The organism is Stenotrophomonas sp. ESTM1D_MKCIP4_1, from assembly GCF_003086895.1.
In the GTDB taxonomy this organism is placed as follows: Bacteria; Pseudomonadota; Gammaproteobacteria; order Xanthomonadales; family Xanthomonadaceae; genus Stenotrophomonas.
The window spans coordinates 1686796-1707802 of the sequence record NZ_CP026004.1 but is presented as its reverse complement, the minus strand read 5'-3'; the positions used below and the strand labels follow the sequence as shown (position 1 = coordinate 1707802).

The window sequence follows — 21007 nt, the reverse complement described above, 5'->3', positions numbered from 1 at the left end:
GTTTACGTAATGGGGGTGCGTGGTACTACTGGCCCTGCCGCAGGGGCAGGATTTACGACTGCGCCGACTTCGCTTCGCGGACCCTGCGCAACGCCTCGAGCACGGCGGCCGGCACGAAACCGGACACGTCGCCTCCCAGGCGGGCGATCTCGCGGACCAGCGAGGACGAAATGAAGCTGTGCTGCTCGGCCGGGGTCAGGAACAGGGTCTCGACCTCCGGAATCAGATGGCGGTTCATGCTCGCCATCTGGAATTCGTATTCAAAGTCGGACACCGCGCGCAGGCCGCGCAGCAGCACGCCGCCCTGGACCGAACGTACGAAATGCGCCAGAAGCGTATCGAATCCGATGACCTCGACATTGCTGTGGTGGCCCAGGGCGCCCCGGGCCAGCTGCACGCGCTGCTCCAGCGGCAGCGCCGGGCCCTTGGAAGGGCTCTGCGCCACGCCCACCACAACCTTTTCAAACAGCGGCGCGGCCCGGCTCACCAGATCGATGTGACCATTGGTGATGGGGTCGAACGTACCGGGGTAGACGGCGATGCGGCGGTTGGCCACGGTCATGGGCGGATACAGATGTTCAGATGAAGTCAAAGTGTAGCAGCGGCGCGGCGGTACAGGGCAAAGCGCACTTCGCGGGTGCCGCCCTCGCGGTGCAGCAGCCATTCCGGCGGCAGCACGGGTACGTGGCCGGCCGGTGATTCCAGGTACAGCCAGGCATCGGCGGCGAGGTGGCGCGGCAGCTGGGCCAGCACGTCCTGCCAGAGGCCATCGGCAAAGGGCGGGTCGATGAAGACCAGATCGGCCTGCTGGGCGGGCGCGCCCTGCAGCCAGCGCAGGGCATCGGCCTGGACCACGGTGACCTGCGCGGCGGCCTGCAGCTTGGCCACGGCGGCCGACAGATTGCGGCCCAGCTGGGCATCGCGCTCGACCAGGGTGGCGTGGGCGGCACCCCGCGAAACGGCTTCCAGGCCCAGCGCGCCGCTGCCAGCGAACAAGTCCAGCACGCGCGCCCCGCCCAGCCGGAGCATCAGCCAGTTGAACAGGGTTTCGCGCACACGGTCACTGCTGGGCCGCAGGCCCGGCAGGGTCGGCACCGGCAGGCGGGTGTTGCGCCAGCGCCCGCCGATGATGCGGACCTGGCCGTCATTGCCACCACGGCCGCTCATCGGCGCCCCCGGCGGAGGGTATTCGGAAAATTCAGCATGGGCGGGATTGTAGTCGCCCGGGCGGCGCCCGGAACCCCGGCGTAGATCCACGCCATGCGTGGATGAACTCCGTCAGCTATCGAATGGCATCCATCCACGCATGGCGTGGATCTACTCCGGGCATGCTTCGGAACACCCGCTGTTGCAGTTGAGCCTGCCGGCCAGCGGCCGGCACTACCGCAGGTGCAGCGCGAGCCCCCCTGCCCGACCAACCCCTTGATTTCGGGACAATCAGCCATACCCCTTGGCCAGGCCGCACGCGCTGGCGCGGCATTGCACATGGAGCCCTACCTGATGACCGAGACCACCCAGACCGAAACCCTTGGCTTCCAGACCGAGGTCAAGCAGCTGTTGCAGCTGATGATCCACTCGCTGTACTCCAACAAGGAAATCTTCCTCCGCGAGCTGGTCTCCAATGCCGCCGACGCCGCCGACAAGCTGCGCTTCGAGGCCCTGACCCAGCCGGCCCTGCTGGAAGGTGACAGCGAACTGCGCGTGCGCGTCAGCTTCGACGCCGCCGCCCACACCATCACCATCGAAGACAACGGCATCGGCATGAGCCGCGCCGAAGCCATCGCCCACCTTGGCACGATCGCCAAGTCCGGCACCGGCGATTTCCTGCGCCAGCTGTCCGGCGACCAGAAGAAGGATTCGCAGCTGATCGGCCAGTTCGGCGTCGGCTTCTACAGCGCCTTCATCGTCGCCGACGAAGTGGAAGTGACCTCGCGCCGCGCCGGCCTGGCTGCAGGCGAAGGCGTGCGCTGGACCTCGCGTGGCGAAGGCGATTTCGACGTGGCCACCATCGACAAGGCCGAGCGCGGCACCCGCATCGTGCTGCACCTGAAGGACGGCGAGCACGATTTCGCCGATGGCTGGCGCCTGCGCAGCATCCTCAAGAAGTACTCGGACCACATCGGCCTGCCGATCCAGATGCCGAAGGAAGGCGAAGAAGGCACCGCGCTGGAATGGGAAACCGTCAACCGTGCCAGCGCGCTGTGGACCCGCCCGCGCACCGAGATCAGCGACGCCGAATACACCGAGTTCTACAAACACGTGGCGCATGACCACAGCGACCCGCTGGCCTGGAGCCACAACAAGGTCGAAGGCAAGCTGGAATACACCTCGCTGCTCTATGTGCCTGGCCGCGCGCCGTTCGACCTGTACCACCGCGATGCGCCCAAGGGCCTGAAGCTGTACGTGCAGCGCGTGTTCGTGATGGACCAGGCCGAGCAGTTCCTGCCGCTGTACCTGCGCTTCATCAAGGGCGTGGTCGATTCCAACGATCTTTCGCTGAACGTTTCGCGCGAAATCCTGCAGTCCGGCCCGGTCATCGATTCGATGAAGGCCGCGCTGACCAAGCGCTCGCTGGACATGCTGGAAAAGCTGGCCGCCGACAAGCCCGAGCAGTACGCCACGTTCTGGAAGGAATTCGGCCAGGTGTTGAAGGAAGGCCCGGCCGAGGACTACAACAACCGCGAAAAGGTGGCTGGCCTGCTGCGCTTCGCCTCCACCCGTGGCGAAGCCGATGCACAGACCGTGTCGCTGGCCGAATACATCGGCCGCATGGCCGAAGGCCAGGACAATATCTATTACCTGACCGGCGAGAGCTACAGCCAGGTGCGCAACAGCCCGCACCTGGAAGTGTTCCGCAAGAAGGGCGTGGAAGTGCTGCTGCTGACCGATCGCATCGACGAATGGCTGATGGGCTACCTGACCGATTTCGACGGCAAGGGCTTTGTCGATATCGCTCGCGGCGACCTCGACCTGGGCGCGCTGGAAAGCGAGGCCGACAAGCAGGAACAGGAAGCGGCAGCGAAGGACAAGCAGGGCCTGGTCGAGCGCCTGAAGACGGTGCTGGGCGATGACGTGGCCGAAGTGCGCGTGTCGCACCGCTTGACCGATTCGCCGGCCGTGCTGGCCATCGGCGAACAGGACCTGGGTCTGCAGATGCGCCAGATCCTGGAAGCCAGCGGGCAGAAGGTGCCGGACAGCAAGCCGGTGCTGGAGATCAACCCCGGCCACCCGCTGATTGCCAAGCTCGATGCCGAAGCCGATGGCGCGCGCTTCGATGACCTGGGCCGTGTGCTGTTCGACCAGGCCGCGCTGGCCGCCGGTGACAGCCTGAAGGACCCGGGCGCCTACGTGGCGCGCCTGAACAAGCTGCTGCTGGAACTGTCGGCCTGACCGACAGCGGAGCGCCGGGCATGGCCCGGCGCTACCGGCCGCAGGCGATAGCCTCCGGCCGGTAGATCCACGCCATGCGTGGATGAAGCCATCCACGCAACCCGATTGCTGCTACGGGTGCACCCGCTCTGCCGCGTGCGTACCCAGCGCCAGGCAGGCCAGCATCAGCCCTTCCATCACCCGCTCGCCCACGTCATGTTCCGGCCCGCCGTTGCGACGGCAGCGTTCGGCTGCCAACAGCAACTCATGCAGGACGCGAAGCCCGGCCAAGGCGCAATCGCCATCGGCAATCTGGATGCGGCGGCCGATCGGCAGGTTGGACTCGGGCCACGGCTGCCCATCGCTGCCGTAGCCGGCACCGATGCGCCGCAGGGTGGTAATGAAGCGGTTGGGATCGCGGAACGCGTCGTCGGCGTTGGCCGGTTCGTCGTGGTTGCGGCCCGGGAAGGGAACGTGCTTTGCGTTCATGGCATGTGCTCCGTACAGGAAAGACGGCAGCGCCACCGGAAGAGGTGGCGGACGGTACGTGGCGGCAAAGACCGGGGTCACTGATCCGGCGGGCGCAAGCGCCCCCACGCACCGCCGCGCCATGGAACGCGGACGGATCGCCAACCGGCGCCGCACAAAACGACGCCGGTTGGCGAGTGGTACGAACAGTGACACCAGGGCTTTGCCGACCCGGCCACCCGTTTTCGGTGGCGATCCATCTTGTGCATATGCTCGCGCAGAGCACCAAGGGCGACTGCGACATTCACGAAGCGCCGCGAATTATTGCATACGCCCAACGCCTTGAAAGCCCTTGTTTTGCGGTCTTTTTGCCGCCGCTGAACTTCGGCCTCGATAACTTACGGGCGCGTCACCTGCCCGGCGATGACACGGTTCAATCGCGACAAGGCGATCGCATTGCACTGATCGGCTCGTCCGTACGTGGACGGCATGAACACGTGCAGCGGCTGCCACTGTTGGCGCTCCTGCTCTGGTAGAGGCCAACCTTGGTTGGCGCTTTGAAGAGCGTGTCAACCAAGGTTGACACCTACCAAGGCGGCAATCCCGGCAACCGCGGTTTGTACGTCCAAGGCGGCAATCGCGGCAACCGCGGTTGGTACGTCCAAGGCGGTAAGCGTGGCAACCGCGGTTGGCAGATCCAAGGCGGCGGTCGCCTCAGGCGTTCCGGTCCAGCAGCGAGCCCAGCATCTGGTCCTGGCGGCGGATCACCGAGGCGTTGGCAGCGAACGCCACCACTTCGGCCTTCGCCGCCAGCAGGTCGCCCAGCGGCGCCGTCGGGTCCGGATCGGTGGCACTGACGGTGGTTTCCACCCCGCCCTGCTCCACCGGGCTGCGCTGCAGCTGCAGGCGCTGCGCGTCCGGAGTGGCGAGGTTGGCCACATTGTGTGCGGCCACCTGCACGCCCTGCTGGGCTGCACGCATTCCGGACAGCGCAGTATCCATCACGTTCATTGGCAGTCTCCGGACCGCCCGGCGCAGCCCCTCGGACCGGTTAACGGCCGGACCTGCGCAATCTTGAATCCACATCGGGCCGACAGGCGCGAGTGGTAGCATATCCCTCTGATTTCAGCGCCTTTTGCCAATGCTCAGTTTTTTCCGCCGCAAGAAGCCCCAGGACGCCGCCACGACGGAGGCGCCCAAGACCCAGCACTACTCGGCTGACGAGCTGGCGGCGGCGTTCCCGTCCGCTGCCCCGGTCGAAGAAGCCCCGGCCGCGCAGGTCGCCACGCCGGCCAGCGTCGAGGCGGCCACGCCCGCGCCTGCGCCTGTCGTAGCGCCCGAGCCGCCGGTCGCCGCTGCTCCGCCTGCCCCGGCCCCGGAACGGGTGATCGCCCCGGAGGACTTTGAAGCCGAGGCCCTGGCCGCTGCCGCCGTCCTCGCACCGTTGGCGCCGGTTACCCCGGCCGAAACCGCGGCCGCGCCTGCAGCCGACCTGCCGGTGCTGGTGGATGCCGCCCCGGCCCCGGCCGGCAAGCCCGGCTGGCGCGAGCGCCTGCGCAACAGCGTCATCGCCCGCAGCTTCGGCGGCCTGTTCTCGCGCAATCCCAAGCTCGATGACGACCTGCTGGACGAACTGGAAACCGCGCTGATCACCGCCGACGTCGGCGTGGGTGCCACCACCGATCTGGTGGAAGGCCTGCGCAAGCGCATGAAGTCGCGCGAGTTCGCCGATGCCAACGCCCTGCTGTCCGCACTGCGCAGCGAGCTGATCGCGATCCTGCAGCCGGTGGCACAGCCGCTGGTGATCGACCGCAATGCCAAGCCCTTCGTGGTGCTCACCGTCGGCGTCAACGGCGTCGGCAAGACCACCACCATCGGCAAGCTGGCCAAGCGCTTCAAGGACGAAGGCCACAGCCTGATGCTGGCGGCCGGCGATACCTTCCGCGCCGCCGCCGTGGCCCAGCTGCAGGCTTGGGGCGAGCGCAACGGCGTGGCCGTGGTCGCGCAGGGGCAGAACGCCGATGCCGCTTCGGTGGCCTACGACGCGCTGCAGGCCGGCAAGGCACGTGGCACGTCGGTGCTGATTGCCGACACCGCCGGCCGGCTGCACACCCAGTCGGGCCTGATGAACGAGCTGGGCAAGATCCGCCGCGTGCTCGGGAAGATCGATGAAACCGCGCCGCACGAAGTGCTGATGGTGATTGACGGCACCACCGGCCAGAACGCGCTTTCGCAGCTGCGTCAGTTCAATGCCGCGGTGAAGGTGACCGGCCTGGTGGTGACCAAGCTGGACGGCACCGCCAAGGGCGGCGTGGTCTTCGCCCTGGCCCGAGAATTCGGCATTCCGATCCGTTTTGCCGGCATCGGCGAGCGCCCGGAAGACCTGCGCGTGTTCGACCCGGAAGCCTTTGTCGACGCCCTGCTGCCTGAGGCGCTGGGCGGTTGATACGCGGTGCAGCCACGCATGGCGTGGCTCTACTGCACTATCCCGGAACACCCATGCCCCGCCAGCCGCACGCCAGCGCCGCAACCGACCCCGCAGACGGCTTCGTCGCCCGCCTGCTGCACTGGTTCGACGACCACGGACGCCACGACCTGCCCTGGCAGCATCCGCGCAGCCCCTACCGGGTCTGGCTGTCGGAAATCATGCTGCAGCAGACCCAGGTGACCACGGTCATCCCGTACTTCCAGCGCTTCCTGCAGCACTTCCCGACCCTGCCCGACCTCGCCGCCGCCGGAAATGATGCGGTGATGGCGCAGTGGGCAGGGCTGGGCTACTACGCCCGCGCACGCAACCTGCACGCCGCGGCCAAGCGCTGCGTGGAACTGCACGACGGCGACCTGCCGCGCGATTTCGATGCCCTGCACGCCCTGCCCGGCATCGGCCGCAGCACTGCGGGGGCGATCCTCAGCCAGGCCTGGAACGACCCGTTCGCGATCCTCGATGGCAACGTCAAGCGCGTGCTCAGCCGCTACCACGGCATCGAGGGATTCCCCGGCCTGCCAGCCATCGAAAAGCAGCTGTGGTCGCTGGCCGAGGCGCATGTCGCGCAGGTGCCGGCCGGGCGCATGGCCGATTACACCCAGGCGCAGATGGACCTGGGGGCAACGGTGTGCAGCCGCGCCAAGCCGGCCTGTGTGATCTGCCCGCTGCAGCAGGACTGCGTGGCGCGCCGCGAGGGCCGCACCGCCGAGTTGCCGACGCCGAAGCCGGGCAAGGTCCTTCCCGAACGCGAAGCGGTGGCCCTGCTGCTGCGCGACGCCCAGCAGCGCGTGCTGCTGCAGAAGCGGCCGGATACCGGCATCTGGGCGCAGTTGTGGACCCTGCCACAGGCCGAGGCCGGCAGCGACCTGCAGGACTGGTTCGATGCCCATGTCGACGGTTCGCTGGAAGACGCCGAGGAACTGCCGGTACTGCAGCACACCTTCAGCCACTACCGGCTGCATCTGCAGGTATTGTCCCGGCAGGTGCGCGGCCTGCGCGTGGAAGAACCCGCGCTGCGCTGGGTCGCTGCCGATGAACTTCCGGCGCTGGGCCTGCCCGCGCCGATCCGCAAGCTGCTGGACGGCACGCCGATGAAAGCGCCGAAACGCAGAACCACGAAAACCCGCAACCACGAGTGAGTGCCATGCCCCGAACCGTCTTCTGCCAGTACGAACAACGCGATGCCGAGGGCCTGGACTTCGTGCCCTACCCCGGTGACCTGGGCCAGCGCGTGTTCAACCACATCGGCAAGCCGGCCTGGGCGGCCTGGCTGGCTCACCAGACCATGCTGATCAACGAGAACCGCCTGTCGCCGCGCAAGCCGGAACACCGCGCGATGCTGGAAGCGGAACTGGTGAAGTTCCTGTTCGAGAAGGATGCGGAAAAGCCGGCTGGCTTCACCCCCGAGGCCTGAACCACGGTAGTGCCGGCCGCTGGCCGGCAACCAGGAATACCTGCGATGCCGGCCAGCGGCCGGCACTACCCGGTCAGTTGGCGGGCGCTTCGCGCTCCTGCAGCTGCGCCTGGCGCATGTCCTTTTCGTCCGCGCGCAGGGCTTTGACGTCCAGCTTGCGGATGGTCTTGATGAAGCATGGCAGGCGGGGGCCACCGGTGGGATCGCGCACCAGCACCTTGTCGAACGGCGCCGTGACGCGGCCCATATGGCTGGTCAGGCCGATGGCGGGGGCATAGGAAAGATCCGGGCACGGCCCGGTCAGTTCCAGCAGATAGGCTTCGCTGGGCTTGGTCCACACCGCCAGCGCGCTGTCACCCAGTTCAGTCCAGCCGTTGAGCGCGCCGAAGAACTGCATGTCCTTCTGCGGCGGACCCGCGTGCGTGCGGTACAGCTCCAGCCGGTCGGCACTGCTCAATCCGGTGGTGGCGCAACCAGCCAGGGCCAGGCACAGGCCGGCGATCAGCAACGGGGTCTTCATGGCGGTTTCCAGCGGGGACGTATTGCCATCATGCGCCCGACCGGATGACACACGCGCGACGCCCGGCGGCCCCATTCAGCCGCCGGTCGGCGCGCCCGGCGCCCGGTAGGCGTCAACCTTGGTTGACGCGCGCCCAGCAAAAGCAGCCGACCAAGGTCGGCATCTACCAGAGGGCGGCAGCCCAACGCCTGGTAGTCGTCAACCTTGGTTGACGCGCGCCCCGCGAGAGCAGCAGCGAGGCCAGCCTGGCACCCGGTAGGCGTCAACCTTGGTTGACGCGCGCCCAGCAAAAGCAGCCGACCAAGGTCGGCATCTACCAGAGCGCGGCAGCCCAACGCCTGGTAGTCGTCAACCTTGGTTGACGCGCGCCCCGCGAGAGCAGCAGCGAGGCCAGCCTGGCACCCGGTAGGCGTCAACCTTGGTTGACGCGCGCCCAGCAAAAGCAGCCGACCAAGGTCGGCATCTACCAGAGCGCGGCAGCCCAACGCCTGGTAGTCGTCAACCTTGGTTGACGCGCGCCCCGCGAGAGCAGCAGCGAGGCCAGCCTGGCACCCGGTAGGCGTCAACCTTGGTTGACGCGCGCCCAGCAAAAGCAGCCGACCAAGGTCGGCATCTACCAGAGCAGGACCGGCACCTCAGACGTCGGCGTGGGCCAGTGCGTGCAGGCGCCCTTCGCGCAGTTCCAGCACGCGGTCCAGGCGGCGGGCCAGGCTGCGGTCGTGGGTGACCAGCACCAGGCTGGTATGACGCGCGCGGTTGAGTTCCAGCATCAGCTCGAACACGGTGGCCGCCGTGCGGTCATCCAGATTGCCTGTCGGCTCGTCGCCGAGCACGCAGGCCGGGTGGTTCACCAGCGCACGCGCCACGGCGGCACGCTGGCGTTCGCCGCCAGACAACTCGCCCGGCTTGTGGTCCAGGCGATGGCCCAGGCCAACCGCTTCCAGCAGCGCGGTCGCACGCTGGCTGGCTTCCGCTACGCCGGTACCGGACAGCATCACCGGCATCATCACGTTTTCCAGCGCGGTGAATTCCGGCAGCAGGTGGTGGAACTGGTAGACGAAGCCCAGCGCCTGGTTGCGCAGCAGGCCGCGCTCGGTGTCCGACAGGGCCGACATGCGCTGCCCGGTGACGTACACCTCGCCCGCGGTGGGTATGTCCAGGCCACCCAGCAGGTGCAGCAGGGTGCTCTTGCCGGCACCGGAAGCGCCGATGATCGCCACCGTCTCGCCGGCATCGACCTTCAGGTCCAGGCCATCGAATACCGGGGTCTGCATGCGCCCTTCGGCGTAGGTCTTGCCCAGCGCCTCGGCACGGATCACTTCATCGCCGCGATTGAAGACCTTATTCATAACGCAGGGCCTCCGCCGGCTGGGTGCGTGCTGCCCGCCAGGCGGGATACAGGGTGGCCAGGAAGCTCATCAACAAGGCAACCAACGTGATGACGACGATATCGCTGGTCTGCATGTCGGTCGGCAGGCCGGTGATGTAATACACGTCTTCCGGCAGCAGCTTGACGTTGAACAGCGACTCGATGGCGCCAAGGATGCGTTCCAGGTTCAAGGTGAGCGTGATGCCGCCGATCAGGCCGGCCAGTGTGCCGAAGATGCCGATGAGCGAGCCCTGCACCATGAACACCTGCATCACCCCGCCCGGGGTCAGGCCCAGCGTGCGCAGGATGGCGATGTCGGCCTGCTTGTCGGTCACCAGCATCACCTGCGAGGAGACCAGATTGAAGGCACCCATCGCGATGATCAGCGACAGCAGGATGCCCATCACTACCTTTTCCATGCGCAGCGAGTGGTAGAGATTGGCGTTCTGCTGGGTCCAGTCGCTCACCCGGTACGCGCCGCCCAGGTTCTGCGCCAGGTCCACGCCCACTTCCAGCGATCGATCCATGTCGTGCAGTTTCAGGCGCACGCCGGTGGCACCGTCCGAGCGCAGCACGCGCTCGAGGTCCTTCATGTTGGCGAAACCGACGCCGCGGTCGACCTCGTTGTAGCCGGCCTCGAACAGGCCACTGACGGTGAAGCGTTTCATCCGTGGCACCGCGCCAGCCGGTGTGCCCTGCACTTCGGCAAAGGTCACCAGCACCTGGTCGCCCACGTCCACGCCCAGCCAGAGCGCCAGCTCCTTGCCCAGCAGCAGGTTGAAGCTGCCAGGCTTGAGGCTGTCATAGCTGCCTTTGACGATCTTCCTGTCGATCACCGACACCTTCGGCTCCAGCGCCGGATCGATGCCCTGGATGATCGCGCCCTGCACGCGCGGGCCGCTGATCATCGACTGGATCTCGATGTATGGCGCGGCACCGGCAACGCGCGGGTCCTTGTTGGCCACGTCGACCACGCGCATCCAGTCCGGCATCGGTTCGCCATCGCGGCTGATGGTGGTGTGGGCGGTCATCTGCAGCAGGCGGCTGCGGATTTCCTTCTGGAAACCGCTCATCACCGCCAGGGTGGTGATCAGCACCGTGACGCCGAGCGCGATGCCCAGGATCGATGCCATTGAAATGAAGGAGATGAAGCCGTTGCGGCGCTTGGCGCGCAGGTAGCGCAGGCCGATGGCCACGGGGATGGGTTTGAACATGCAGGCACGCCAGTCGATTCAGTCTATGGTGCCATCGTACGGGGTCGACGTGGAACGGCGCGTGCGGATACGGCCAGTCGCAGTTCACGTCGCTGCCGGTGGTTCAGCACATCCGGCCAGAACAACAGCCGCCCGCGCCGCCCTTCCCTGCGCCACTGCAGCAGCAGCCACGGGCCACGCACCGCCAGCCGGGGAGCGTCGATATCGCTGCCATCCAGCTGCAGCGGTGCCGGCAACGCGGGCAGGTCGAGCCGCTGCACGCGCTTTCGCAGGCCCGATGCCAGCTGGATCAGGCCCAGCAGCCAGACCGCTGCCAGTACGGGCCAGAACCCGCCCTGCGGCAAGGCCGAGGCGTGCAGCAGCCAGGGGGCGGCCAGCAGCACCAGCGCCTGGGCGCCCGCCTGCAGCCGCGAGGGCCGCCACTCAAGCCTTGAGGGCGAGGATCTTCTGCATGAGGGGGATGGCGTGGGCATGCGGGCAGGCCTCGTAGCCCATGAACCAGCGCCACAACTTATCGTCCTCGCATTCGAGCAGGAACAGGAAAACTTCGCGCTCTTCGGTCGGCGCAGTGCTCCATTCGCGGTCCAGGTAGCGGCCGAACAGCTGGTCCAGCTCGCGCATGCCGCGGCGGCAGCGCCAGCGCAGCTTCTTCAGCAGGGTGTCTTCGTCCATCGTGTTTCTCCAGATACAGCAAAGCCACGCATGGCGTGGCTCTACTGGGGGCACAGCCACGCATGGCGTGTCTCTACCGGGTACCGCCAGGCCTGTATCAGGCGCGGCGTTCCATCATCAGCTTCTTGATCTCGGCGATCGCCAGCGCCGGGTTCAGGCCCTTCGGGCAGGTCCGGGCGCAGTTCATGATGGTGTGGCAGCGGTACAGCTTGAACGGATCTTCCAGATCGTCCAGGCGCGCACCGGTGTCTTCATCGCGCGAGTCGATGATCCAGCGGTAGGCCTGCAGCAGGATCGCCGGGCCCAGGTAACGCTCACCGTTCCACCAGTAGCTCGGGCAGCTGGTCGAGCAGCAGGCGCACAGGATGCACTCGTACAGGCCGTCCAGCTTCTTGCGGTCTTCCGGCGACTGCAGGCGCTCACGGTCCGGCGGCGCCGGGGTCTGGGTACGGATCCACGGCTTGATGGACGCGTACTGCGCGTAGAAGTGGGTCAGGTCCGGAACCAGATCCTTGACCACGCTCATGTGCGGCAGCGGGTAGATCGGCACTTCCTTCTTGCCGCAGTCCGCGATGGCGCGGGTGCAGGCCAGGGTGTTGGTGCCGTCGATGTTCATCGCGCACGAACCGCAGATACCTTCGCGGCAGGAGCGACGGAAGGTCAGGGTCGGGTCGATCTCGTTCTTGATCTTGATCAGCGCGTCCAGGACCATCGGGCCGCAGGCGTCCAGATCAATTTCATAGGTATCGGTGCGCGGGTTGCTGTCGTCGTCCGGACTCCAGCGGTAGATCTTGAAGGTGCGCAGGTTCTTGCCACCGCTCTTGGCGGGGAAGTGCTGGCCCTTCGTGACCTTGGAATTCTTGGGGAGTGAAAACTCGGCCATGGCTGCTCTCGTTGGCTCAGGCGGCCCGCGCCACTGGGGCGCGGATTGCATGGTAGGCGGGGGTCGCGATCAGTACACGCGCGGCTTCGGCGGCACCACGTCGACCTCGTCGGTCAGCGTGTACATGTGCACCGGACGGTAGTCGAAGCTGCACTTGCCCTTCTCGTCGACGGTGACCAGCGTGTGCTTGTGCCAGTTGACGTCGTCGCGGTCCGGGAAGTCCTCGTGCGCGTGCGCACCACGGCTTTCCTTGCGCTGTTCCGCCGAGTTGATCGTCGCCACTGCGTTCAGCAGCAGGTTGTTCAGCTCGTAGGTCTCGATCAGGTCCGAGTTCCAGACCAGCGAACGGTCGCTGACTTTCACGTCCTGGAACGAATCGAACACCTTGGCCATCTTCTCGCAGCCTTCCTTCAGCGTCTGGCTGGTACGGAAGACGGCGGCATCGGCCTGCATCGTGCGCTGCATGTTGTCACGGATGACCGAGGTCGGCGTATCGCCATTGGCGTGGCGCAGCTTGTCCAGCAGGCCCAGTGCCTTGTCGCAGGCATCGGCCGGCAGCGGCTTGTGCGCAGCGCCCGGCTTGATGGTTTCGGCGCAGCGGTTGGCCACGGCACGACCGAACACCACCAGATCGAGCAGCGAGTTGGAGCCCAGGCGGTTGGCGCCGTGCACCGACACGCAGGCCGCTTCGCCGATGGCGTACAGGCCGGGCACCACGGCATCGGGGTTGTCGCCATCCTTGCGCACGACTTCGCCGTGGAAGTTGGTCGGAATACCGCCCATGTTGTAGTGCACGGTCGGGATGACCGGGATCGGCTGCTTGTGCACGTCGACGCCGGCGAAGATGCGGGCGCTCTCGGCGATACCCGGCAGCTTCTCGTCGATCACGCCCGGGCCCAGGTGGGTCAGGTCGAGCAGGATGTGATCCTTGTGCTCGCCGACGCCGCGGCCTTCACGGATCTCGATGGTCATCGAACGGGCCACCACGTCGCGCGAGGCCAGATCCTTGTAATGCGGTGCGTAGCGCTCCATGAAGCGCTCGCCGCTGCTGTTGCGCAGGATGCCGCCTTCACCGCGGACACCCTCGGTGATCAGGCAGCCGGCGCCGTAGATGCCGGTCGGGTGGAACTGCACGAACTCCATATCCTGCATGGCGATGCCGGCGCGCATGGCCAGGCCGCCACCGTCGCCGGTGCAGGTGTGCGCCGAGGTGGCGCTGAAGTACGCACGGCCGTAGCCGCCGGTGGCCAGCACCACGCCCTGGGCGCGGAACAGGTGCAGCGTGCCATCGGACATGTCCAGGGCCAGCACGCCACGGCACACGCCTTCGTCATCGAAGATCAGATCGAGTGCGAAGTACTCGATCATGAAGCGCGCGTCGTGCTTGAGCGACTGCTGATACAGGGTGTGCAGCATGGCGTGGCCGGTACGGTCGGCCGCCGCGCAGGTACGCTGCGCCGCCGGGCCTTCGCCGTATTTGGTGGTCATGCCGCCGAACGGACGCTGGTAGATCTTGCCTTCCGCGGTGCGGCTGAAGGGCACGCCGTAGTGCTCGAGCTCGATGATGGCCGGAATGGCCTCACGGCACATGTACTCGATGGCGTCCTGGTCGCCCAGCCAATCCGAGCCCTTGATGGTGTCGTAGAAGTGGTAGCGCCAATCGTCTTCGCCCATGTTGGCGAGCGCGGCGGAAATACCGCCCTGGGCAGCGACGGTGTGCGAACGGGTCGGGAAGACCTTGGTCAGGCACACGGTCTGCAGACCCTTGGCGGCAAGGCCGAACGTGGCGCGCAGGCCGGCGCCGCCGGCGCCCACCACGACCATGTCGTACTTGTGTTCGGTGATCTTGTAAGCGGACATCTAGTCTGGATTCCTGTCTTGGTGCCTGGGCTCAGGCAACGCCGAGGGCGATGCGGCCCACCGCAAACACACTGACGATCATGCCGAGCACGGCGACGAACTTCACCGCGGTCTGCAGCACCAGGGCCAGCAGCGATTCGTGGATGTAATCTTCCAGCACGACCTGCATGCCGAGCTGTGCGTGCCAGAACATGGTGATCAGCAGGCCGATGAGCGGCACGGCGTTCCACGGCTTGGCGATGGTGGCCACGGCCGTGGCGTAATCAGCGCCGGCCATGCGCACCACGAACACCAGGAACCACAGGCCCAGCACCACCAGGGCGGCGGCGGTCAGGCGCTGGTGCACGAAGTGTTCGGTGCCGGTCTTGGCAGAACCCAGGCCGCGCACGTTCTTCAGGGGGGTACGGAACTTGCTCATGCGGCACCTCCGAACAGCACATAGGCCCAGACCAGCGCGGTGATCACCAGGCTGCCGAAGACCGAGATCCAGCTGCTGCGGACGAAGGCCGGGATGCTGAAGCCAACAGCGAAGTCCTGCACGATGTGGCGGATGCCATTGCACAGGTGATAGGCGAACGACCATGTCCACGCAAACAGGAACACGCGGCCATACCAGGCCCCGGCATGACCGGTGAAGCAGTTCCACGAATCGGGTCCCATCATCAGGGCCAGCAGGCCGGCGGCGATGATGAGGGCACCCACGGACAGAAAGACGCCAGTGGCTCGATGCAGGATCGAGGTGGCCATCTGAATCTGCCAGCGATACACCTGAAGGTGCGGGGATAGGGGGCGTTGTCTGGTCGCCATTTCGCTGGGCTCGTTGTCTCGGCTGGGCGGCACGCTGCCGCGTTGGCTCAATGCTGATCAGAAATCGATGCAGCGTCCGTTTTTCTCCCAATCGCCATACCGCACCGGATCAAGTCCGCCGCGGCCGCCGAATTCCTCTTCCGCCTCTGGTTGTTCCACGGGCACAGGTGCCGCGGGGACCAGCGGGGCTTCAGTTTCGTCGTCGGGAGTGGGGGTTGTTTGGCCTATCATGTTCGGTCTCGCAACGCACAAATTTTAGACCTCGTTCACGTGCCTGACAACCTTCCCCCTGCTTTCGTCGCATATCCGCGCCTGCCCGGCCACCAGTTGCTGAGCCTGCAGGGCGTGGATGCGGCCACTTTCGCCCATGCACAGTTCAGCAGCGACGTGACCGCCCTGCCCCTGCTTCACTGGCAATGGAGCGCCTGGCTGAGCGCCAAGGGCCGCACGCTGGCGGCGTTCCAGCTGCTGAAGCTGGCCGATGACCACGTGATGCTGGTGCTGGCCGACGGCGACGCAGATGCGATTGCGTCGCAACTGCAGCGCTTCGTGTTCCGCCGCAAGGTGAAACTGCAGGTGCATGCGGATCTTGCCGTTGCCGGCGCCTTCACTGCACCGGAAGCGGCCACGGCCGCCGCCATCGCGCAGTGTGGCGAGGCGGGCTGGGAACTGGACCTGGGCAGCGATGCCCTGCCGCGCACGCTGCGCATCGGCCCGGCCGCCGGGTTCGCGGCCGGCAGCGACGCCGACGAAGCCGCGTTCGCCCTGGCCTGGCGCCAGGCTGATCTGCGCTATGGCCTGCCGCGCCTGGAAGAAAGCCAGCGCGAAGCGTGGACGCCGCAGCAGCTCGGCCTGGACCGGCTGAACGGTTACAGCGTGAAGAAGGGGTGTTACCCCGGCCAGGAAATCGTGGCCCGCACGCATTTCCTCGGCAAGGCCAAGCGCGCGGTGCAGCTTCTGCATACCGCCGCCCCGGCACAGGCCGGCGATGGCGTGGAGCAGGACGGCGCGGCGTTGGGCAGCGTAGCCAGCGTGGCCGGCGAGCTGGCCCTGGCCGTGCTGCCGCTGGAAACCAGCGACGCCGAACTGCAGGTGGGCAGCGCGGTTGCGCAGCGGGTGCCGCTGCTGGATGGCCTGGCGCGCTGAAGGTCGATGAGGTAGTGCCGGCCGCTGGCCGGCAATCACGCGTCAATGATGCGTGGTAGTGCCGGCCGCTGGCCGGCAATTACGCGTCAATGGAATGCCGGCCACTGGCCGGCACTACCGCATCCGCGCATGGCGTGGATCTACCGGCCAAGGCATGGCGTGGATTTACAGGCGTTCGCCGGTTTCCGCATCGAAGAAATGCAGGCCCTGCGGGTGGATCGCCACGCGGATGTCTTCGCCCACGCCCGGCAGCGACTGCGGGGCCACGCGCATCGTCAGCGCATGCGTGCCGCTGCTCAGGTTGACGAAAATCTCGTTGCCCACCGGCTCGATGCCTTCAATGCGCGCCGTGAACCCATGCGCATCGTCCGCGCCCGCCGGCTGCAGGTGTTCCGGGCGCACGCCCACGGCAATCGGCTTCTGCAGCCATGCCGGATCAATCGTGGCCTGGCCCAGCGGCGCGCGCCATTCACCGGCAACCACCGATACGCCACTTGCATCGCCCTGCAACGTGCCGCGCAGCACGTTCATCGCCGGGCTGCCAAGGAAGCCGGCGACGAACAGGTTGGCCGGGCGGTCGTACAGCGCCATCGGCGTGTCGATCTGCTGGATGATGCCGTCCTTCAGCACCACGATGCGCTGGCCCAGGGTCATCGCTTCCACCTGGTCGTGCGTCACGTAGATCATGGTGGTGCCCAGCTTGCGGTGCAGCTGCGCGATCTCGGTACGCACGCTGTGGCGCAGCTTGGCATCCAGGTTGGACAGCGGTTCGTCCAGCAGGAACACCGCCGGCTCGCGCACCAGCGCACGCCCCAGTGCCACGCGCTGGCGCTGGCCGCCGGACATCGCCTTGGGCAGCTTGTCCATCATTTCGGTCAGGCCCAGCGTCTGCGCCGCTTCAGCGATGCGCTTGTCGATGGTTGCCTTGTCATGGCCGCGCAGCTTCAGGCCGAAGGCCAGGTTCTCGGCCACGGTCATGTGCGGGTAGAGCGCATAGCTCTGGAACACCATGGCGATGTCGCGATCCTTCGGCGCCACGTCGTTGACCACGCGGTCACCGATGGTCAGCGTGCCGCCGCTGATTTCCTCCAGGCCGGCCACCATCCGCAGCAGGGTCGACTTGCCACAGCCGGACGGGCCGACCAGCACCATGAGCTCGCCATCGGCGACCTCGAAGGTGGCGTCCTTCACCGCGACCTGGCCGTTGTCGTAGACCTTGCGCACACCCTGCAACTGCACTTTTGCCATATCAATCTATCCAGTCCGCCCGACGCCGGGCTGTCATTGGGGACTGCCTCGGCCCTCCCGATGGCAGTGATGATTGCGCGGTTGCCGCATGACGACGACCACTGCAATCGAATACAGTTGCCCATTCTGCCATGTAAACGTTTTCACGTGGCACTATCCGAAGGTCGGTGCGCGCCGATCTGCTTCGACGATCAGACGAAAGGTCATCGTCGTTGTGGTTACGAATGGAACGGTCGTCCGGCCCGCCGGAAATCCGCCCCCAGCGAGCCCCGGACAGACAGTAGCGCGGATGTCCCCTGAACCCAGCCATGAAGCGATTGACAACGATGTCACCCGGATCTGAAACTCGAGCGATGCACGACACCCTCTTCCTGTTTGGCGCCACAGGTGACCTGGCCCAGCGCTACCTGTTCCCTTCGCTGCTGCGCCTGCTTGGCGACGGCCTGCTGCCGGAGGATTTCCGCATCCGTGCGCTGGCCCTGTCCGGCCATGACACCGAAGCCTTCCACGACATTCTGCGGCCGCGCCTGCAGCAGGCCATGCCGATGGCCAGCCAGGAGGACATCGCCTCCCTGCTGCGCCGCGTCGATTACCGTTCGGTGGACCTGCGCGACGTCGATTCGGTCGCCGCTGCAGTCTCCGACCTGGTCGACCGCCGCTGCGTGAGCTACCTGGCCATCCCGCCGGGCCTGTACATCTCCACCTGCGAAGGCCTGGCCAAGGGCGGCGCCCTGGCCGCACCGGCACGCCTGATGCTGGAAAAGCCGATCGGCAGCGACAGCGAGAGCGCCGAGGAGATCATTTCCACCATCGGCCAGTGGATCGACGAAGACCGCGTGTTCCGCCTGGACCACTACCTGGGCAAGGCGGCGGTGCAGAACCTGATCGCCCTGCGCTTCGGCAACACGCTGCTGGAAGCCGTGTGGAACCGCAACTACATCGAATCGGTGCACATCCTGGTGGCCGAGAGCGAAGGCGTGGACGGCCGCGACGCCTACTACGCCCGCTCCGGCGCGCTGCGTGACATGGTGCAGAGCCACATCCTGCAGCTGCTGTGCATGGTGGCGATGGAACCGCCGGCCTCGCTGGAAGCCGACCGCATCCGCGACGAAAAGGTCAAGGTGCTGCGCGCCCTGCGCCCGTTGGATGCAAAGCACGCCGCGCGCGACAGCATCCGCGGCCGCTACACCGCCGGCAGCATCAACGGCCAGCCGGCCCAGGCCTACCAGCCGCCGGAAGGCAGCGACGTGGAAACCTTCGCCGGTGTCACCGCGCATATCGACAACTGGCGCTGGAGCGGCGTGCCGTTCCACCTGGTCACCGGCAAGCGCCTGCCCGAGCGCACCACCCGCGTGGTGGTCACGCTGAAGCCGGTCACCCACTGGCTGTTCGAGCGCCCGCAGCGTGCGCAGGCCGCACCGAACCGCCTGGTGTTCCAGCTGCAGCCACAGGAAAACATCGAACTGGGCCTGATGAGCAGCCTGGCCGGCCCCGAATGGGGCGCGCTGGAACTGCACCCGCTGGAACTGGAACTGTCGGTGCCGACCGGCCTGCACCGCCGCATCGCCTACGAACGCCTGTTCCTGGATGCCTTCAACGGCAACCACACGCTGTTCGTGCGCGATGACGAAGTGCGCGCGGCCTGGGCCTGGATCGACAGCGTGGCCGACGCTTGGAAGGCCGCCAAGCTGCCGCTGGAACCCTACCCGGCCGGCCAGTGGGGCCCGGACAACGCCACCGGCTTCCTGCCGCAGGGTGTGGATGCCCCGGACAGCGGAGCCTCCGCATGAGTGTCGGCAACCAGCCTGTGCTGGTCGCCGACATCGGCGGCACCAACGCCCGTTTTGCCCTGGCCGATACCTCGCTGGACGCGCCCCTGCAGAAGGACAGCATCCGCGAATACGCGGTGGCCGAGTTCCCCTCGCTGGGTGATGCCGCACGCCACTACCTGGAACAGGCCGGCGCCACCGCGCGCAGCGGCGTGTTCGCGGTGGCCGGCCGCGTCGATGGTGACGAAGCACGCATCACCAATCATCCCTGGGTGATCTCGCGCAGCCGCACCGCGGCAATGCTCGGTTTCGACCAGTTGCACCTCATCAACGACTTCGCCGCGCAGGCGATGGCCGTGGCGCTGCTGCAGCCGCAGGACGTGATCCAGATCGGCGGCGCGCACTGGACCCCTGCGGCGCCGGGCGAATCACGCAATTACGGCGTGATCGGTCCCGGCACCGGCCTGGGTGTGGGCGGCCTGATCGTGCGCCACGGCCGCAGCTATCCGCTGGAAACCGAAGGCGGCCACGTCAGCTTCCCGCCGGGCACGCCGGAGGAAATCCGCATCCTGGAGATCCTGTCCGAGCAGTTCGGCCGGGTGTCCAATGAACGCCTCATCTGCGGCCCCGGCCTGGTCAACATCCATCGCGCTGTGTGCGAGATGGCCGGTTTCGATCCGGGCCAGCTGCAGCCGGCCGACGTCACCGCCCGCGCCGCCCTCGGCGATCCGCAGGCGATGCGCACGGTGGATGTGTTCTGCGCCGTGTTCGGCGCCATCGCCGGCGATCTGGTGCTGGTGCAGGGCGCCTGGGATGGCGTGTTCCTGACCGGTGGCCTGGTGCCGAAGATGCTCGATTCGCTGCAGCATTCCGGCTTCCGCCAGCGCTTCGAGCACAAGGGCCGGTTCTCTTCGATCATGTCGCGGGTGCCGTCACTGGCGATCATGCACCCCTGCCCCGGGCTGCTGGGCGCCGCTGCCTATGCCGCCGACGCCGAACGCAATGCCCAAGGAGCTGCCGCATGAGCCCGACCTTCCACGACGACCGCGTCGACTTCATCAGCCACAGCGATGCCGATGGCTGGATCGAAGCGGTGGCCGCCGAAATGGCCCAGGCCATCAACCACGACATCAACGAAGTGGGCCGTGCCCGCATCCTGCTGTCCGGTGGTACCACGCCGGCACCGGTCTATCAGGCCCTGGCCGAACTGGACGTGCATTGGGACCGGGTGGAAGTGAGCCTGGCCGATGAGCGCTGGCTGTCGCCGCAGGATCGCGACAGCAACGCCTGGCTGGTGCGCGAGCACCTGCTCAAGCGTGCCGAAGGCGCGCACTTCGATCCCCTGGTGCGCGTTGGCAAGCCGCTGCCCGAATGCGTGTACACCGCCAACCTGCAGGCCCAGCACAGCCAGGCGCCGAGCGTGGTGGCCCTGGGCATGGGCAACGATGGCCATACCGCCTCGCTGTTCCCGGGCTCGAAGGATCTGGCCCGCGCACTGGAAAGCACCCTGCCCTACGCGGCGCTGGATGCCACCGGCTGCCCCGGCGCCAACCAGTGGCCGCTGCGCATCACCCTGACCCCGCGCGGGCTGGGCCAGTGCCGCCAGCGCCTGCTGCTGCTGCGTGGCAAGCAGAAACTGCAGGTGCTGCGCCAAGCGCTGGACAGCAACGATGCGCAGCAGTACCCGATCCTCAATGCAATCAACCTGGACGGCGCGCGCCTGCGCGTGCACTGGGCTGATTGACGTCGGCGGCGGCGCCTGCCGCCGCTTGCCTCTCGCCAC

Annotated in this window: 24 protein-coding genes; 9 read left to right on the top strand and 15 right to left on the bottom strand. The window is 66.9% G+C overall.

Going from position 1 to position 21007, the window contains the following annotated elements; translation table 11 throughout:
- Positions 1-52: 52 nt before the first annotated feature.
- Positions 53-562: a pantetheine-phosphate adenylyltransferase gene (gene coaD, locus C1924_RS07955; RefSeq protein WP_108764800.1), complete on the bottom strand. Its 510-nt coding sequence runs from the start codon at positions 560-562 to the stop codon at positions 53-55.
- 26 nt (positions 563-588) lie between these two features.
- Positions 589-1167 (bottom strand): 16S rRNA (guanine(966)-N(2))-methyltransferase RsmD, encoded by a 579-nt coding sequence (rsmD, locus tag C1924_RS07950; RefSeq protein ID WP_108764799.1) that lies wholly within the window; start codon positions 1165-1167, stop codon positions 589-591.
- A 333-nt stretch (positions 1168-1500) separates the two neighbouring features.
- On the opposite strand from rsmD, the gene htpG reads away from it, so the two are divergent.
- Entirely contained in the window at positions 1501-3390 is a 1890-nt protein-coding gene (gene htpG / locus C1924_RS07945) for a molecular chaperone HtpG (RefSeq protein WP_108766999.1), read from the top strand.
- A gap of 111 nt (positions 3391-3501) precedes the next feature.
- On the opposite strand, the gene C1924_RS07940 is transcribed toward htpG, so the two are convergent.
- The gene (locus tag C1924_RS07940; protein WP_108764798.1) at positions 3502-3858 is read right to left on the bottom strand and encodes a hypothetical protein; all 357 of its coding nucleotides are present in this window, start codon (positions 3856-3858) and stop codon (positions 3502-3504) included.
- 227 nt (positions 3859-4085) lie between these two features.
- Between C1924_RS07940 and C1924_RS20280 the strand changes: the two genes are divergently transcribed.
- A complete protein-coding gene (locus C1924_RS20280) occupies positions 4086-4373 on the top strand; it encodes a hypothetical protein (protein ID WP_159094767.1) in 288 nt (95 codons plus the stop codon).
- Between the two features lie 178 nt (positions 4374-4551).
- Here the strand turns inward: C1924_RS20280 and C1924_RS07935 are convergent, their stop codons facing one another.
- A complete protein-coding gene (locus tag C1924_RS07935; protein WP_108764797.1) occupies positions 4552-4848 on the bottom strand; it encodes a flagellar basal body protein in 297 nt (98 codons plus the stop codon).
- 130 nt (positions 4849-4978) lie between these two features.
- On the opposite strand from C1924_RS07935, the gene ftsY reads away from it, so the two are divergent.
- Genes ftsY through C1924_RS07920 form a run of 3 tightly spaced genes read left to right on the top strand, consistent with a single transcriptional unit; the run spans position 4979 to position 7736 of the window.
- A complete protein-coding gene (gene ftsY / locus C1924_RS07930; protein WP_108764796.1) occupies positions 4979-6283 on the top strand; it encodes a signal recognition particle-docking protein FtsY in 1305 nt (434 codons plus the stop codon).
- Positions 6284-6336: 53 nt separating this feature from the next.
- Positions 6337-7461, top strand: a complete 1125-nt coding sequence (mutY, locus tag C1924_RS07925) for an A/G-specific adenine glycosylase (protein ID WP_108764795.1) — start codon at positions 6337-6339, stop codon at positions 7459-7461.
- A gap of 5 nt (positions 7462-7466) precedes the next feature.
- Positions 7467-7736 carry an oxidative damage protection protein gene (locus C1924_RS07920; RefSeq protein WP_108766998.1) on the top strand — a complete coding sequence of 90 codons (270 nt, stop codon included), beginning with the start codon at positions 7467-7469 and terminating at the stop codon, positions 7734-7736.
- 73 nt (positions 7737-7809) lie between these two features.
- Here C1924_RS07920 and C1924_RS07915 read toward each other — a convergent pair whose 3' ends face one another.
- The 10 genes from C1924_RS07915 to C1924_RS07870 all read right to left on the bottom strand — a co-directional run bounded on the left by C1924_RS07915 (position 7810) and on the right by C1924_RS07870 (position 15292).
- Positions 7810-8256 (bottom strand): DUF6491 family protein, encoded by a 447-nt coding sequence (locus tag C1924_RS07915; protein WP_108764794.1) that lies wholly within the window; start codon positions 8254-8256, stop codon positions 7810-7812.
- Between the two features lie 635 nt (positions 8257-8891).
- Positions 8892-9605, bottom strand: a complete 714-nt coding sequence (lolD, locus tag C1924_RS07910) for a lipoprotein-releasing ABC transporter ATP-binding protein LolD (protein ID WP_108764793.1) — start codon at positions 9603-9605, stop codon at positions 8892-8894.
- The gene (locus tag C1924_RS07905; protein ID WP_108764792.1) at positions 9598-10839 is read right to left on the bottom strand and encodes a lipoprotein-releasing ABC transporter permease subunit; all 1242 of its coding nucleotides are present in this window, start codon (positions 10837-10839) and stop codon (positions 9598-9600) included. Before C1924_RS07905 ends, lolD begins: the two co-directional genes overlap by 8 nt.
- Positions 10840-10862: 23 nt before the next feature.
- Positions 10863-11312, bottom strand: a complete 450-nt coding sequence (locus C1924_RS07900) for a hypothetical protein (RefSeq protein ID WP_108764791.1) — start codon at positions 11310-11312, stop codon at positions 10863-10865.
- Positions 11263-11511: a succinate dehydrogenase assembly factor 2 gene (locus C1924_RS07895; protein ID WP_079221506.1), complete on the bottom strand. Its 249-nt coding sequence runs from the start codon at positions 11509-11511 to the stop codon at positions 11263-11265. Before C1924_RS07895 ends, C1924_RS07900 begins: the two co-directional genes overlap by 50 nt.
- A gap of 97 nt (positions 11512-11608) precedes the next feature.
- Positions 11609-12394: a succinate dehydrogenase iron-sulfur subunit gene (locus C1924_RS07890; RefSeq protein ID WP_079221505.1), complete on the bottom strand. Its 786-nt coding sequence runs from the start codon at positions 12392-12394 to the stop codon at positions 11609-11611.
- Positions 12395-12463: 69 nt separating this feature from the next.
- A complete protein-coding gene (sdhA, locus tag C1924_RS07885; RefSeq protein ID WP_108749285.1) occupies positions 12464-14254 on the bottom strand; it encodes a succinate dehydrogenase flavoprotein subunit in 1791 nt (596 codons plus the stop codon).
- Between the two features lie 31 nt (positions 14255-14285).
- Positions 14286-14672, bottom strand: coding sequence for a succinate dehydrogenase, hydrophobic membrane anchor protein (gene sdhD, locus C1924_RS07880; protein WP_079221503.1), 387 nt, complete (start codon positions 14670-14672; stop codon positions 14286-14288).
- A complete protein-coding gene (sdhC, locus tag C1924_RS07875) occupies positions 14669-15061 on the bottom strand; it encodes a succinate dehydrogenase, cytochrome b556 subunit (RefSeq protein WP_108749284.1) in 393 nt (130 codons plus the stop codon). Before sdhC ends, sdhD begins: the two co-directional genes overlap by 4 nt.
- Before the next feature lie 57 nt (positions 15062-15118).
- The gene (locus C1924_RS07870; protein ID WP_108764790.1) at positions 15119-15292 is read right to left on the bottom strand and encodes a DUF1674 domain-containing protein; all 174 of its coding nucleotides are present in this window, start codon (positions 15290-15292) and stop codon (positions 15119-15121) included.
- Positions 15293-15331: 39 nt separating this feature from the next.
- On the opposite strand from C1924_RS07870, the gene C1924_RS07865 reads away from it, so the two are divergent.
- Positions 15332-16207: a folate-binding protein YgfZ gene (locus C1924_RS07865; RefSeq protein ID WP_108764789.1), complete on the top strand. Its 876-nt coding sequence runs from the start codon at positions 15332-15334 to the stop codon at positions 16205-16207.
- 165 nt (positions 16208-16372) lie between these two features.
- Here the strand turns inward: C1924_RS07865 and ugpC are convergent, their stop codons facing one another.
- A complete protein-coding gene (gene ugpC / locus C1924_RS07860; protein WP_108764788.1) occupies positions 16373-17455 on the bottom strand; it encodes a sn-glycerol-3-phosphate ABC transporter ATP-binding protein UgpC in 1083 nt (360 codons plus the stop codon).
- 353 nt (positions 17456-17808) lie between these two features.
- Between ugpC and zwf the strand changes: the two genes are divergently transcribed.
- Genes zwf through pgl form a run of 3 tightly spaced genes read left to right on the top strand, consistent with a single transcriptional unit; the run spans position 17809 to position 20968 of the window.
- The gene (gene zwf, locus C1924_RS07855) at positions 17809-19245 is read left to right on the top strand and encodes a glucose-6-phosphate dehydrogenase (protein WP_108764787.1); all 1437 of its coding nucleotides are present in this window, start codon (positions 17809-17811) and stop codon (positions 19243-19245) included.
- Positions 19242-20249 carry a glucokinase gene (gene glk / locus C1924_RS07850; RefSeq protein WP_108764786.1) on the top strand — a complete coding sequence of 336 codons (1008 nt, stop codon included), beginning with the start codon at positions 19242-19244 and terminating at the stop codon, positions 20247-20249. The genes zwf and glk overlap by 4 nt, the downstream gene beginning before the upstream one ends.
- Positions 20246-20968 (top strand): 6-phosphogluconolactonase, encoded by a 723-nt coding sequence (gene pgl / locus C1924_RS07845; RefSeq protein ID WP_108764785.1) that lies wholly within the window; start codon positions 20246-20248, stop codon positions 20966-20968. The genes glk and pgl overlap by 4 nt, the downstream gene beginning before the upstream one ends.
- Positions 20969-21007: the final 39 nt, after the last annotated feature.